This is a genomic window from Hirschia litorea (assembly GCF_042665075.1).
GTDB lineage: Bacteria > Pseudomonadota > Alphaproteobacteria > Caulobacterales > Hyphomonadaceae > Hirschia > Hirschia litorea.
Map to the genome: position 1 here is coordinate 541,356 of NZ_JBHTBR010000002.1, position 13,672 is coordinate 555,027.

A 13,672-nucleotide genomic window follows, 5' to 3' on the forward strand; every position below is an offset into this window, starting at 1 on the left:
ATCGTGGAACATTAATGATTAAGAAGTTGTGTGAAGTTCGCGGACATCGTTTGCAATATTTCCAGATTTCATAAGACTTTCGCCAATTAAGAAACCTCTAGCACCAACTTTGCGAAGCATGGCGATATCTTCGGAGGCTTTAATACCGCTTTCCGAAATTAAAAGTTTCTCGGAAGGAATACGACTGGATAAGCGTACCGTCGTTTCAAGATCGGTAACCATTCGCTTTAGGTCGCGATTATTCACACCAATGAGGGGGGAAGGAAGGCTTAAGGCTCGATCTAATTCTTCTTCATTATGGGACTCAAGCAAAACAGCCATACCGAGTTGATCAGCGAACGAATGCATTTCTGCTGCCTGATTGTCGTCCAGAACCGACATTATCAATAATATTGCATCTGCACCATGTGCTCTAGCTTCCAATATCTGGATAACATCTATCATGAAGTCTTTGCGAAGCACTGGGAGTGTTACAGCGTTTCGTACGGCAACCATGTCATCCAGCGATCCTCCAAAACTGGGCATGTCAGTTAAAACTGAAATACAAGCAGCACCGCCGTGTTCATATGCCTTTGCAGCAGCAGTAGGGTCAGAAAGCGAGTTTATTTTTCCGGCTGAAGGGCTTTTTCTTTTAATCTCGCAAATTAAGGCATTTTGATCTTGATTAGCAATCGTTTGCATCCGTTTTGCAAAACCACGAGGAGGGGTTTGGTGAAGTGCTTCTGAGTGTAAAGATTCAAAGCTTCTGGATGCTTTAAGTGTAGCAACTTCTTCTTTTTTATATTCAATTATTTTATCTAAAGCGGTACTCATACTAGGACCCTAAGTTTGAATATTTAACAAGCGTCTGCAACGCGGTTTTCGCACGTCCATCATCTATTGCTGCGAATGCTAGTTTTACACCCTCTGGGTGTGAATTTGCTTTGTTTGACATATATAAGCCAGCGCCCGCATTGATGGCTACAATATCTCTAAAAGCAGAGTGTTTGCCGTTTAGAAGGTCAGTAATCGCTGTTGCGTTAAATTCCGCATTTCCGCCTTTGAGGTCCTCTAAACTGGAGCGAGAAATCCCAAGGTTCTCAGGTATAATTGTAAAAGGAGTTATGGATTTAGGTGTAACCTCTACAGCGTGTGTCTCACCAGATATACTGATCTCGTCTAATCCATCGTCACCGTGAACAATCCATGCTTTCTGAGTCCCTAATCGCTGAAGAGTTACGGCGAGGGGATTTAACCATTTTTTGTCAAATACGCCGATGATTTGGAATTTTGCGTTTGCCGGGTTTGTGAGAGGGCCAAGGAGATTGAATATTGTCCGCAACCCCAAAGTTTGTCTCACAGGAGCAACATGGCGCATTGCAGAATGGTGCGCCCGCGCAAACATGAAACCAACTCCGGCGTGTTCTAAACAATTTTGAAATTGGTCCTTCGTTATGTCCAATTTGACCCCCAGGGCCTCAAGAACATCGGCCGAACCAGTTTTGGGTGGAACTGATCTGTTTCCGTGTTTGGCCACCCGGCCTCCGGCACCTGCTATGACCAACGCTGAAGCCGTTGATGTGTTAAGGCTAATAAAAGGGAGTCCACCAGTACCGCATGTATCAACTACATCTTCCGGTGCGCTGACCTGAATTGAATGCGCACGCATCGTTTCGGAGGCTGCTTGAATATCGTCAACACTTTCGCCTTTTATGCGCAAACCCATTAAAAAAGCAGATATGAGTATTGGATCAACGGACCCAGATAAGATTGCGTCAAAGCAATCTCGAATTAGTGGCTGTTTAGGTGTTTTACTATCCGCCAAAAGGCTAATGGCCTGTTTTACACAATCGCTCATTCTATCCTCTTAACGTGTTATATCTACAAAATTTTGTAGTAACCTGTGCCCAAATTCTGAGCCAATTGACTCCGGATGGAATTGCACGCCGAAGACAGGGCGACTTACATGAGAAAGAGCCATAATCTCACCATCATCAGTTTCTGCTTCGATTTTTAAAGAATTAGGTAAACCTAGGCGCTCTACGGCGAGGGAGTGGTAACGAACAGCTTCGAATTTATTTGGAATATTTTCGAACATTTTCCCGCCAACATGAGTAACGGTTGATGTTTTACCATGTAGAACATCTTTGGCCGAAGACACTTTTCCGCCGAAGGCTTGTCCTATAGATTGGTGACCCAAACAGACGCCAAATATCGGTAATTGTTCTGGCGCAGCTATGAGGAGGTCAAGACACACTCCCGCATCGTCGGGGGTTTTAGGGCCAGGAGATAAAACAACACCATTGGGAGATTTAGCAAGTAAATCATCCACTGTATAAGCATCGTTTCTTACGACTTCAGTGTCAGCTCCCAATTCTTCTAAATAATGTACGAGGTTCCACGTGAAGCTATCATAATTATCTATTACGAGGATTTTGGGACGATTAGATTCTGGAGTGCGGCTGGTCATTGGTTACCTCCAGAATACCTAATTGCTTCTTCAGCTGCGCGGCACAGTGCTCCTGCTTTATGAACTGTCTCCTGAAATTCTTTCTTTGGATCACTATCAAGTACAACGCCGCCGCCTGCTTGGACATGAAGTTTCTGATCTTTGATCACTGCTGTCCGCAAGGCGATACACATATCCATATCGCCATCAGAGCCAAAATAACCGACACCGCCGCCGTAAACGCCGCGTTTATTGGTTTCTAACTCATTGATAATTTCCATAGCGCGGATTTTAGGGGCACCTGAGACTGTGCCGGCTGGAAACCCTGCCATCAGTGCTGAAACTGCGTCTTCCTCTTCGCGGAGCTCGCCTTCAACATTGGAAACGATATGCATGACATGTGAATAGCGCTCAATTATAAAACTCTCAGTCACTTTAACGCTTCCATACTTGGCCACGCGCCCAACATCATTGCGACCTAAGTCCAAAAGCATTAGATGTTCAGCAAGTTCTTTCGGATCAGCGAGAAGTGTCTTCTCGTTTCTGACATCTTCTTCGTCAGTCCCCCCACGCGGCAGAGTACCCGCTATCGGACGAACAGAAACACGTTTATCACGTAAACGAACGAGAATCTCTGGACTGGAACCAATAACTTGGAAATCGCCTAAGTTTATATAAAACAAGAATGGTGAAGGGTTTAACCGCCTTAGGGCTCGATAAAGAGCGAAAGGAGGGATTGTGTAGTTCGTCGAAAACCTTTGGCTAGGTACAACCTGAAAGATATCTCCTGCTTTAATATATTCTTGAGCCTTTTTTACCATCTCCGAGTATCGTGTTGGAGATGTATTAGAAGTAAATTCTAAAGGTTCAATTTCGCGATTGATCGGTTTACATGCTGGAAGGGGGGCATCCAAAAGGGATTCTATTTCATCTAGGAGTATATTAGATTTCTCGTCACTATCTCGGACGGGGGTAGCTAATATGATTTCCTGTTTCACTGAGTCAAAAATTAGTATTACAGTGGGGCGCATCAGAACAGCTTCAGGCACTTCGAGGCTATCGGCTGGAGGCGCAGGAAGTTTTTCAACGTACCGAATCATATCGTAGCCAAGATACCCAAATGCGCCGGCTATCATTGGAGGAAGATCTTCGTTGAGAGGTGCTTCTACATCGCAGGAGTCAATAAAGCGTCGAAGATCGTCCATCGGTGTTTCGGATTCATGCAAGACAGTGTTGAAATCTCTGGAATCAGAGGTCTGTGCTTTGCCACCCTCAACTTTCCACCATAAATCTGGTCTTAAACCTATAAGAGAATAGCGTCCGCGTTGCTCACCGCCCAAGACTGACTCAAACAAAAATGTTCCGCCATTCTTGGGATTTAGTTTCAGCATAGCGGATACGGGCGTTTCTATATCGTCTAAACGCCGTCTTATTTTTAATTGTACTTTGGTGCTACTCATCTGTATCTCAGTTAATTCACTATGTGCCAGACATTGAAGTTACAAATTCAGCGATGGCATCATTGTTAAATTCAACTTCAGATTCTTGAATGATGGCTTCCACGAATGCTGATTCTATATCAGTTTCTAGTCCTTCTGAAATTGCACGCTTTCCAGATATAGACATTAGATCTAACATTTCGGGATCAAGATTGGTGATCTTTTCAATGTGTATTACTGAAATAGAACCATCCTGTTCTGGAGCTAAAACATAATCGCCTTCAGCAGCGCCAAGAATTTGGAAGGCCATAGCTCTGGATATTCCTTCAGGAATTTCCCTTCGGGTTAGGTTGGTCGATGGTTTTACAAATTTTAGATCAAAGTCCTCTGCAACATTTTGGAGGTTTTTGATTTCAGTTGCTTTTTCTAAAACCTTTTGCGCCTGACTCTCTACAGCTTGTGACTTACGAAAAGCGAGTAAACTTTCTTTCGTCAATTCTTCAATATCCGCAAGTTCAGGTACGTAACTTTTTTGGATTTCATCCAAACGAATGACGTATAAACCATTAGCTACGTCATCTAATATTTCGCTGACCTCTCCATCAAAGCTCATTTGATTTATAATTTGAGCAGCCATTGGGCGGTAGACGATACCTCCAATTACTTGTCCTCTTTCATTGCGACCTTGGGTGTCGATACTTTCATAAGACATGACGGGAATTTCAAGTGCATCTGAAGCTTCTTCGAAGGTGAACCCTCCGCCGATCAGGTCAAAAAATTCTTCTTGCTTTTGGTCAAATATTTTTTCCGATTCAATCAGCGCCATACTCTGAAAAATCTCATCGGATACGGCTTCAAAGGGTTTAGCTAAACCAGGAGTAATTTCTTCTACAATGACGCCCGTCCATAGATCGTCTTCCAACTCGAATGGGCCTATATGAGTACCATTGCTAACGGCGAAAACGGCTCTTGAAAATTCTTCGTTGGTTAAGTCAGAACTAGTTATTGAACGGGAAGTCGTTGTTAGGCTGGAGATGGAGGACAATACCTCTTCTTTGTCCCTTCCGGCACCTATTTCATCGATAGCTTGCTGAACATCCCGGCGATTGGAAGACGTAAACTCTGTTATCGTGCGTTGCTCGGGTGATGAAAAATCTTTGATGCGTAACTCATACATGTCACGTAGGTCTGCTTCAGGTATTTCTACAGCGGATAAAAAATCTGACGGCGACATTGAGATGATGCTAACCGCTTTACGCTCTGGTTGTCTAAAAGCTGCGTTATGCTCATCGTAAAAGGCTTGGAGGTCTTCATCGGTTACTTCTAGGTCAACTGGAACTTGATCTGGTGCTATTTTTACATATGAAAAAGACCGCTGCTCTGATTGGGAAGTCATCCACACTTTTCCTAGTGAGTTAGGAACATTAACCCCAGTTCTGACAGCATTAACGACATACTCTCTAGTGAAACTGTCTTTAAGATCTTTTTCTAGTTGTTTTATCGTCATTCCTTGTTGGTTGGCAAAGGCTCTAAAAGCGTCTTCGTCAAACTCGCCTGTAACTGCATTTTTGAAGCGCGGTGCGTTGGCAACCATTTCTGTGACAGCAAATCGGCTTGCGCGAATGTTGTGTTGATCTGCAAAACCCAGTAGTGCTGTTTCACTAATCAAGCCCTGTAGAATTTGTTGCACAGTACCATTTTGAGCTGCTTCTTGCCGGGTGAGTGTTCTACCTTGATTTTCACGTACAGCGTTTAGGTATGCATCCACTCGGCGTTCAGCATCGCGTTTGACTATAAAACGATCACCGGAGCTGATTAGACCGCGAGGCTCTGCGGAAGAAAACATATTTGGCAATCCCATGCCAGCTAGTCCGACGACAAGAAGTCCAAAAATAACTAACATAAACTTGGACCGAACCATTCGGCGGACAATAGACAGCATAAGGATAATCTCCCAAAATAGTGTAAGCACGCGAATTCTAACGTGCACGAGTCTTGCAGTACATTAGACAGCTTGCTAGGCGACCAAGGCGTTTGACGCAAGATACGAAATGATATGAGCCATTGAAGTGGCTGTAGTTTAAGTGCCAAAAAGAGCACTGTCATATAACGGGACAACAAGAATGAAAAATGCAAAATCCCTGATTGTAGGGAATTGGAAGATGAACGGACTTCGGCAGGATATCGATCAAATATTAGCTATTGGTGCTAGTTTGAAGGAGAATCCAATAGATGGGGAAGTTGTTATCTGTCCACCGGCGACATTAACAGCTTTGGCCGTAGATGCTGTTACCAACTTGCCTGTCAAAATAGGCGGTCAGGATTGCCACGCCGCAAAAGCTGGTGCCTATACTGGGGATATTAGTGCAGAAAAATGGAAAGATATTGGCGCTAAGTATGTCATAGTTGGGCACTCTGAACGTCGAGAATCGTATAGCGAAGATAATATTTCCGTGAGATCAAAAGCAAAAGCTGTTCTAGATGCGGGTTTGATCCCTATAATCTGTATAGGCGAGAGCCTTAGTGAACGAGATTCAGGTGAAACTCTTTCCGTTCTGACAAAACAAGTTCGAGAATGTGTGCCGGAAGAAGCAAAAAAAGGGAGTATAGCGATTGGCTATGAACCTGTTTGGGCAATAGGCAGTGGAAAGACCCCCAGTGTTGATGATATTTCAGAAGCGCACTCTTTAATAAGGCATGTATTGACGGAAGAAATCGGAGATAGATCGAAAGTTACTCCGATAATCTACGGAGGCTCAATGAAGCCTTCTAATGCATCAGAAATTTTAGCCATTGATGGAGTTGATGGCGGATTAGTGGGCGGAGCGAGTCTGAAAGCCGAAGATTTCTTGTCTATAATTCGCGCCAGTTAGTCGTTGGAAGATATTAAATAGGGTGCGTGTATTTCCAAATATTTGGGGGTATGCGCATCTTTTTTTCATAATTCTTATTCTAAGGGCTTGGCGCGAGCCTCGTAAAGTGCTTTTCAGACAGTTGGATTCACAGTTTAGGTTCTCCGACTATCATGGAAAACGCACTCCTCGCTCTAAGTTTATTATCTTGTATTGCCCTCATAGTATCAGTTCTACTGCAACGTTCTGAAGGTGGTGCTCTTGGTATGGGGGGCGGTGGTTCTGGTGGTGGTCTGGTGTCTGGACGTGGTGCAGCTGATACGCTTGTGCGTGTAACTATGGTGCTTGCTGCTATATTCTTTGTCACAAGTTTGGCTCTCACCCGTATCAATTATGAACATTCTAAAAGTGATTCCGAAGTTTCACGTACTCTGAAAGAAGAGGGTGGTTCACTTTTGTCAGACGAGTTAGGTCTTTCTGATAATGTTCTAGGTGTGGAAGAAGAACCTGCAGATTTGATTTCTGAAGAGTTAGCTGCTGAAAGCGTGGCTACCTCGGAGAATGCAGAATCCCCAGTTTCAGATGGCACTGAAACTGATGAAAATTCCGCGCCAAAATCTGAAAACCAATAGTCATAGCTTGACGCGTACCTTGTTTTGGTGCGTCTATTATTTCCCGTCATGACAAGATATATTTTCATTACCGGCGGCGTTGTTTCTTCCTTAGGGAAGGGAATCGCTATGGCCGCTTTGGGTGCGTTGCTGCAAGCGCGTGGCTACAAAGTTCGACTCCGAAAACTAGACCCTTACCTTAATGTTGATCCTGGTACGATGTCTCCATATCAGCATGGGGAGGTTTATGTTACTGATGATGGTGCGGAGACAGACCTTGATTTAGGACATTATGAGCGTTTCACGGGTGTTTCTGCTCGGCAAACCGACAATGTAACAACTGGACGTATTTACCAGAATATTATTGAGAAAGAGCGTCGAGGTGATTATCTCGGGGCTACTGTTCAGGTTATCCCCCACGTTACTAATGCAATTAAAGATTTTGTCCTTTCGGACGCGGGCGATGTTGATTTTGTACTTTGCGAAATTGGTGGAACTGTCGGTGATATTGAAGGTTTGCCTTTTTTTGAGGCGATTCGTCAGCTGAATCAGGAGTTGGACGTTCAGCAAGCTGTTTTCGTGCATTTAACACTTTTGCCTTTTATTGCTTCGGCAGGCGAAATGAAAACAAAGCCGACGCAACACTCGGTGAAAGAGTTGCGTTCGATTGGCATTCAGCCGCACGTGTTATTGTGTCGATCAGAGCGAGCTATCCCTGATGGTGAGCGTAGAAAGATCGGTCAGTTTTGTAATGTTAAACATGATAGTGTTATCGAAGCTCTGGATTCTGAACACATCTACGAAGTGCCTCTTGATTACCATCGTCGTGGTCTAGACAGAGAAGTATTGCGGCACTTCGGAATCAAAGATGCGCCAGAGCCTGACTTAACACGATGGAATAACATTTCTAAAGCTTTACGTTCCCCAGACGGTACAGTGGATATCACTGTTGTTGGAAAGTATGTAGCGCTTCCAGACGCCTACAAATCAATAATTGAAGCTCTTCATCATGGTGGTTTGGCCAATCAGGTGAGGGTAAAAATAAAGTGGGTATCATCTGAACTGTTTGATGACTCCGACTCTGATCTTGAATCCGAGCTTTCAGGTTCTCATGCGATATTATTGCCTGGTGGGTTTGGTGAGCGAGGAGCCACGGGTAAGATCCGTGCGGCCCAATATGCTAGAGAAAAACGAATACCATGCTTTGGAATTTGTTATGGAATGCAAATGGCTGTAGTGGAGGCTGCTCGAAATATGGCTCAGATTGAAGGGGCCGGAACAACTGAGTTTGGGTCGCCAAATGCTAAAATTGTAGGCCTTATGGAGGAGTGGACAAAAGGGAATTCTAAAGAAGTTCGTTCCGAAAGTACGGATTTAGGTGGAACTCTTCGTCTTGGAGCTTACTCTGCGATTTTGAAATCTGGTTCCAAAGTAGCTGAAATTTATGGTACGGACCGAATCGAAGAGCGTCATCGTCATAGATATGAAGTAAACATCGCTTACAAAGAGCAATTAGAAGCAGCAGGATTGATTTTTTCTGGTCTATCACCAGATGGTCTATTGCCTGAGATAGTAGAGATAGAGGATCACCCTTGGTATATCGGTGTTCAGTATCATCCAGAGCTTAAATCTCGCCCGTTTGAGCCTCATCCACTGTTTTCATCATTCATTGGGGCGGCAAAAATTCAAAGTCGTCTCGTTTAACCGTCAACAAGGGCTTGCAATGCGTGTCTTATCAGCGTATCAAGCCCGCTGATTTGGGTGGCCGTGTGCCACCTTTTCCTTTTTTTTGAGGCTAGAAACATGGCTGTTCCAAAGCGGAAAACCTCGCCCTCTAAACGTGGTATGCGCCGTGCGCACGACCGTCTAGAAGGTGCTACATATATCGAAGACAAAGATTCTGGTGAACTTCGTCGTCCACATCACATTGACCTGAAATCAGGAATGTACCGTGGTAAGCAAGTACTAGAGCCTAAAGAAGACTAACGCCGTTTAGGGGCCGCTGTTGAGCGCTCCGTTAGCGCCGTTACTATTAGGCATGCGGTCCCAGCTTTTTCTCAATAGAGTCGAGAGGGACTGCCATGACTGAAATAGTAGATATATTTGCACGTGAAATTTTAGATAGTCGGGGAAACCCAACTATAGAAGTAGATGTGACCCTAGAAGATGGTTCTATGGGTCGCGCTGCTGTGCCATCAGGTGCTTCCACAGGTGCGTATGAGGCTCACGAACTTCGTGACGGTGATAAATCACGTTATGGTGGCAAGGGTGTTTTAAAAGCAGTTGAGGCTGTAAACACTGAGATTTATCAAGAATTGATCGGTCTTGAAGCTGAAGATCAGCGTCGTATCGACCAAACCATGATAGATCTTGATGGTACTGAAACAAAATCTCGCCTTGGAGCGAACGCCATCCTTGGTGTTTCTTTGGCGACTGCAAAAGCTGCTGCGACAGCTGCTAGTTTACCATTGTATCGTTATGTGGGGGGGGCAAACGCGCACATCCTGCCAACACCGATGATGAATATCATTAACGGTGGTGAGCACGCTGATAACCCTATTGATGTTCAAGAATTTATGATCGTGCCCGTTGGGGCTGAGTCTTTTTCTGAAGCTCTGCGGATGGGAACTGAGATTTTCCATGCCCTAAAGAAAAGCCTATCAGAAGCTGGGTTGAGTACATCCGTTGGTGACGAGGGTGGTTTTGCCCCCAACATAGCATCTACTGAAGAGGCCATTTCATTTATTATGAAGTCAATCGAAAAGGCTGGATATCGTCCGGGGGATGATTGTGCGTTAGCTTTAGATGTGGCTTCAACTGAATTCTACAAGGATGGGAAATACATTCTTTCCGGCGAAGGTAAGACGCTTGGGTCCGATGAAATGGCTCATTATCTCGCGGACTTGGTCAATAAATATCCAATTATTTCAATTGAAGATGGTATGGCTGAAGATGATTGGGATGGCTGGAAAACTCTTACTGATCTCGTTGGAAATAAATGCCAATTGGTTGGTGATGATTTGTTTGTAACGAACTCCAAACGTCTTGCTCAAGGCATTGAAATGGGTGTGGCCAACTCTATTTTGGTAAAAGTAAACCAGATCGGTACTTTGACGGAGACTTTGGATGCGGTAAATATGGCGATCAGCAGTGGGTATACTGCAGTCATGTCTCATCGCTCAGGTGAAACAGAAGATGCCACGATTGCAGACCTGGCAGTAGCTACAAATTGTGGTCAAATCAAAACCGGTTCGCTTGCTCGGTCGGACAGATTGGCTAAATACAACCAGCTGCTTCGTATCGAAGAAGAACTCGACGAACAGGCTATATATCTTGGTAGACGTTCGATTCGTGCTTAGGTATTTACGTTAGTTACAAAAAAGAACGCTCGAAGCTTCGATGTTTCGAGCGTTTTTTGTATTGCGCTGCAATAAAAAAGATAAACGTGACATTAAGCTTGAGACAATAAAAAGTATCGATAATTTAATTGAAAGAATGGTTCGGAGATGCGCTCGTTTGTCATCAGCATAGTTTTGAGTCTTGTGCTTGTATATTTCGCATACAATGCTTTGGCTGGTGATCAGGGACTAGCAAAATGGACTGACCTTCAAAAACAAGAAAAAGAACTATCCCTTGTATTAGAGGGGATTCAGAGAGAAAAGCTTGATACTCAAACGCGAATAGATAGATTGAGCTCAGAAACGCTTGATTTGGATTATCTTGAAGAACTGGCTAGAAAAAAGCTAGCTTATGCTCGCTCAGATGAGATTATACTGAATGTGAGCGATGGCCGTGAAGATTAAAAAATTGGTCTAACTTGTCTCTCTTGGTGCGTTGCAACACCAAAATTGCATAGCAGCTCTGACTGGACGAAGGGCTGTAGCATTAAGTAGTCTAACGAAAATTTCATGGAGGTTCGCTTGGTCGCCGCTAACGCTACATCACCCAAAAAGGGTAAACCGAGCCCGAAGTCAGATCCGTCTAACGAAGACGTATTGAAATACTATCGGGACATGTTGTTGATTCGTCGCTTTGAAGAAAAGGCTGGTCAACTTTACGGTATGGGACTCATCGCAGGTTTCTGTCACTTGTACATCGGGCAGGAAGCTGTTGTTGTTGGTGTTCAAAGCGTACTCAAGGAAGGTGATCAAGTCATCACTGGATATAGAGACCACGGTCACATGCTAGCGTGTGACATGGAAGCTGACGGCGTGATGGCTGAGTTGACTGGACGCGAGGGGGGGTATTCTCGCGGTAAAGGTGGCTCAATGCACATGTTCTCCAAAGAGAAAAACTTTTATGGTGGTCACGGTATTGTGGGTGCTCAAGTTTCCTTAGGAACAGGGTTGGCATTTGCAAATCAGTACAGGAAAAATGACAACATCTCTGTTTCTTATTTTGGTGACGGGGCTGCCAACCAAGGGCAAGTGTATGAGTCATTCAACATGGCCTCGCTTTGGAAGCTTCCAGCTCTTTATGTCATAGAGAACAACCAGTATGCTATGGGGACAGCAGTTTCTCGTGCTTCCGCAGAACAAGAGCTGTATAAACGTGGTATTTCTTTCGATATTCCAGGTGAAGCTGTTGATGGAATGGACGTTCTGAAAGTTAGAGCAGCGGCGCTGAAAGCTGTAGAACACATTCGTTCAGGCAAAGGTCCATATATTCTAGAAATGAAGACGTATAGATATCGTGGGCACTCTATGTCTGACCCTGCGAAATATCGAAAACGCGAAGAAGTCGATGATATTCGTTCTCATCACGACCCAATCGAAGGTCTAAAGAAATACCTAGTGGAAAATAAAATTGCCACTGAAGAAGATCTTAAATCTGTAGATAAAGAAGTTCGTGTAATTGTGAACAAAAGTGCTGATTTTGCTCAGACAAGCCCAGAACCGGATCCGTCCGAGCTTTGGACAGATGTATTGCGGGAGGTTTAAGGTAAATGTCAGTAGAAATTCTTATGCCTGCTCTTTCCCCTACAATGGAAGAGGGAACGCTTTCAAAATGGCTAAAAGCTGAGGGTGATAAAGTTTCACCGGGTGATATTTTAGCTGAAATAGAAACCGACAAAGCAACTATGGAAGTTGAAGCAGTCGATGAAGGCACAATTGCCAAAATTCTCGTTGCGGAAGGTTCTGAGGGTGTCAAGGTAAATGCCGTTATAGCAATGTTAGCTGAGGATGGAGAAGATTTATCCGCGGTCGCATCTGCTGGTCCTTCTTCTGTAGAAGCATCAAGTTCAACTCCCGAAAATGTTGAGCCTAAAGAGGTGAACGTCGGGCATAATATGCCGCCTGCAGATGATGTGTTGTCAGATCCTGATATTCCAGAAGGTACAGATTTTAAAACGACAACGGTACGTGACGCTCTTCGTGATGCAATGGCTGAAGAAATGCGCCGTGATGAATCTGTATTCGTTATCGGGGAGGAGGTTGCGCAGTACCAAGGTGCCTATAAAGTTACACGTGAGTTGTTGCAGGAATTTGGTGAGCGACGTGTAGTAGATACACCTATCACAGAACATGGTTTTGCTGGTTTGGCTGTTGGTGCTGCATATGCAGACCTTAAGCCCATCGTTGAATTTATGACATTCAACTTTGCGATGCAGGCTATAGACCACATTATCAACTCGGCAGCTAAAACACTTTACATGTCTGGTGGACAAATGGGGTGTTCTATAGTCTTCCGTGGCCCAAATGGTGCGGCATCTCGCGTGGGGGCCCAGCACTCACATGATTATGCTACTTGGTATGGGAATGTGCCGGGTCTAAAGGTGGTGGCACCATATGATGCAGCTGACGCTAAGGGCTTATTGAAAGCAGCAATCCGTGACCCTAATCCTGTTGTCTTCTTAGAGCATGAATTACTTTATGGAGAGAGCTTTGAGGTTCCTGATATGGAAGACTTTGTACTTCCAATTGGAAAAGCCAAGGTGCGTCGTGAAGGATCCGATGTAACTCTTGTAGCTCACTCTAGAATGGTGGGTTATGCACTTGAAGCTGCTAAAATTCTTGAGGCAGATGGTATTAGTGCGGAAGTTGTCGACCTGCGCACTATCCGTCCGCTAGACACTCACACAGTGATTGAAAGTGTCAAAAAGACGAGCCGTGTAGTTTGTTGTGAAGAAGGTTGGGGATGTTACGGAGTTGGTGCTGAGATAGCGGCAGTGTGTGTCGATGAAGCATTTGACTACCTAGATGCACCCCCAATTCGGGTTCACCAAAAAGATGTTCCTTTGCCATATGCTGGTAACTTGGAAAAACTATCATTGCCAAACACGAATGACATCGTGGAAGCAGCTAAGAAGGTTTGCAACGTTTAGACGACTAAACATGCAAG

Annotated in this window: 13 protein-coding genes; 8 read left to right on the forward strand and 5 right to left on the reverse strand. The window is 44.5% G+C overall.

Annotated features, from left to right (window positions below):
- Positions 1-18: 18 nt before the first annotated feature.
- From trpC to ACFQS8_RS02665, 5 genes are read right to left on the reverse strand one after another with little or no spacing between them, the layout of a single operon-like run.
- Positions 19-813 carry an indole-3-glycerol phosphate synthase TrpC gene (gene trpC, locus ACFQS8_RS02645; protein WP_382165445.1) on the reverse strand — a complete coding sequence of 265 codons (795 nt, stop codon included), beginning with the start codon at positions 811-813 and terminating at the stop codon, positions 19-21.
- 1 nt (position 814) lies between these two features.
- Positions 815-1,837, reverse strand: a complete 1,023-nt coding sequence (gene trpD / locus ACFQS8_RS02650; protein WP_382165447.1) for an anthranilate phosphoribosyltransferase — start codon at positions 1,835-1,837, stop codon at positions 815-817.
- A gap of 9 nt (positions 1,838-1,846) precedes the next feature.
- Positions 1,847-2,449, reverse strand: a complete 603-nt coding sequence (locus tag ACFQS8_RS02655) for an anthranilate synthase component II (protein ID WP_382165448.1) — start codon at positions 2,447-2,449, stop codon at positions 1,847-1,849.
- Positions 2,446-3,888 carry an anthranilate synthase component I gene (gene trpE, locus ACFQS8_RS02660; RefSeq protein WP_382165450.1) on the reverse strand — a complete coding sequence of 481 codons (1,443 nt, stop codon included), beginning with the start codon at positions 3,886-3,888 and terminating at the stop codon, positions 2,446-2,448. The genes ACFQS8_RS02655 and trpE overlap by 4 nt, the downstream gene beginning before the upstream one ends.
- Positions 3,889-3,907: 19 nt before the next feature.
- Complete coding sequence (locus tag ACFQS8_RS02665) at positions 3,908-5,809, reverse strand: peptidylprolyl isomerase (protein WP_382165452.1); 1,902 nt, start codon at positions 5,807-5,809, stop codon at positions 3,908-3,910.
- Between the two features lie 181 nt (positions 5,810-5,990).
- On the opposite strand from ACFQS8_RS02665, the gene tpiA reads away from it, so the two are divergent.
- The 8 genes from tpiA to ACFQS8_RS02705 all read left to right on the forward strand — a co-directional run bounded on the left by tpiA (position 5,991) and on the right by ACFQS8_RS02705 (position 13,655).
- A complete protein-coding gene (gene tpiA / locus ACFQS8_RS02670; protein ID WP_382165454.1) occupies positions 5,991-6,740 on the forward strand; it encodes a triose-phosphate isomerase in 750 nt (249 codons plus the stop codon).
- 152 nt (positions 6,741-6,892) lie between these two features.
- Entirely contained in the window at positions 6,893-7,351 is a 459-nt protein-coding gene (gene secG / locus ACFQS8_RS02675) for a preprotein translocase subunit SecG (protein ID WP_382165456.1), read from the forward strand.
- A gap of 48 nt (positions 7,352-7,399) precedes the next feature.
- Positions 7,400-9,034, forward strand: a complete 1,635-nt coding sequence (locus ACFQS8_RS02680; protein WP_382165458.1) for a CTP synthase — start codon at positions 7,400-7,402, stop codon at positions 9,032-9,034.
- A gap of 99 nt (positions 9,035-9,133) precedes the next feature.
- Positions 9,134-9,316 carry a 50S ribosomal protein L32 gene (gene rpmF / locus ACFQS8_RS02685; protein ID WP_382165460.1) on the forward strand — a complete coding sequence of 61 codons (183 nt, stop codon included), beginning with the start codon at positions 9,134-9,136 and terminating at the stop codon, positions 9,314-9,316.
- Positions 9,317-9,411: 95 nt separating this feature from the next.
- Positions 9,412-10,689, forward strand: a complete 1,278-nt coding sequence (gene eno / locus ACFQS8_RS02690) for a phosphopyruvate hydratase (RefSeq protein WP_382165462.1) — start codon at positions 9,412-9,414, stop codon at positions 10,687-10,689.
- Positions 10,690-10,836: 147 nt separating this feature from the next.
- Positions 10,837-11,133: an FtsB family cell division protein gene (locus ACFQS8_RS02695; RefSeq protein ID WP_382165464.1), complete on the forward strand. Its 297-nt coding sequence runs from the start codon at positions 10,837-10,839 to the stop codon at positions 11,131-11,133.
- 105 nt (positions 11,134-11,238) lie between these two features.
- Positions 11,239-12,270: a pyruvate dehydrogenase (acetyl-transferring) E1 component subunit alpha gene (pdhA, locus tag ACFQS8_RS02700; protein ID WP_382165466.1), complete on the forward strand. Its 1,032-nt coding sequence runs from the start codon at positions 11,239-11,241 to the stop codon at positions 12,268-12,270.
- A 5-nt stretch (positions 12,271-12,275) separates the two neighbouring features.
- Positions 12,276-13,655 (forward strand): pyruvate dehydrogenase complex E1 component subunit beta, encoded by a 1,380-nt coding sequence (locus ACFQS8_RS02705; RefSeq protein ID WP_382165467.1) that lies wholly within the window; start codon positions 12,276-12,278, stop codon positions 13,653-13,655.
- The last annotated feature ends 17 nt before the right edge of the window (positions 13,656-13,672 follow it).

What these genes read in the sequence shown, in the direction of transcription:
- trpC (WP_382165445.1), bottom strand. Translation starts at nt 813, where the DNA reads ATGAGTACCGCTTTAGATAAAATAATTGAATATAAAAAAGAAGAAGTT.
- trpD (WP_382165447.1), bottom strand. Translation starts at nt 1,837, where the DNA reads ATGAGCGATTGTGTAAAACAGGCCATTAGCCTTTTGGCGGATAGTAAA.
- ACFQS8_RS02655 (WP_382165448.1), bottom strand. Translation starts at nt 2,449, where the DNA reads ATGACCAGCCGCACTCCAGAATCTAATCGTCCCAAAATCCTCGTAATA.
- trpE (WP_382165450.1), bottom strand. Translation starts at nt 3,888, where the DNA reads ATGAGTAGCACCAAAGTACAATTAAAAATAAGACGGCGTTTAGACGAT.
- ACFQS8_RS02665 (WP_382165452.1), bottom strand. Translation starts at nt 5,809, where the DNA reads ATGCTGTCTATTGTCCGCCGAATGGTTCGGTCCAAGTTTATGTTAGTT.
- tpiA (WP_382165454.1), top strand. Translation starts at nt 5,991, where the DNA reads ATGAAAAATGCAAAATCCCTGATTGTAGGGAATTGGAAGATGAACGGA.
- secG (WP_382165456.1), top strand. Translation starts at nt 6,893, where the DNA reads ATGGAAAACGCACTCCTCGCTCTAAGTTTATTATCTTGTATTGCCCTC.
- ACFQS8_RS02680 (WP_382165458.1), top strand. Translation starts at nt 7,400, where the DNA reads ATGACAAGATATATTTTCATTACCGGCGGCGTTGTTTCTTCCTTAGGG.
- rpmF (WP_382165460.1), top strand. Translation starts at nt 9,134, where the DNA reads ATGGCTGTTCCAAAGCGGAAAACCTCGCCCTCTAAACGTGGTATGCGC.
- eno (WP_382165462.1), top strand. Translation starts at nt 9,412, where the DNA reads ATGACTGAAATAGTAGATATATTTGCACGTGAAATTTTAGATAGTCGG.
- ACFQS8_RS02695 (WP_382165464.1), top strand. Translation starts at nt 10,837, where the DNA reads ATGCGCTCGTTTGTCATCAGCATAGTTTTGAGTCTTGTGCTTGTATAT.
- pdhA (WP_382165466.1), top strand. Translation starts at nt 11,239, where the DNA reads ATGGAGGTTCGCTTGGTCGCCGCTAACGCTACATCACCCAAAAAGGGT.
- ACFQS8_RS02705 (WP_382165467.1), top strand. Translation starts at nt 12,276, where the DNA reads ATGTCAGTAGAAATTCTTATGCCTGCTCTTTCCCCTACAATGGAAGAG.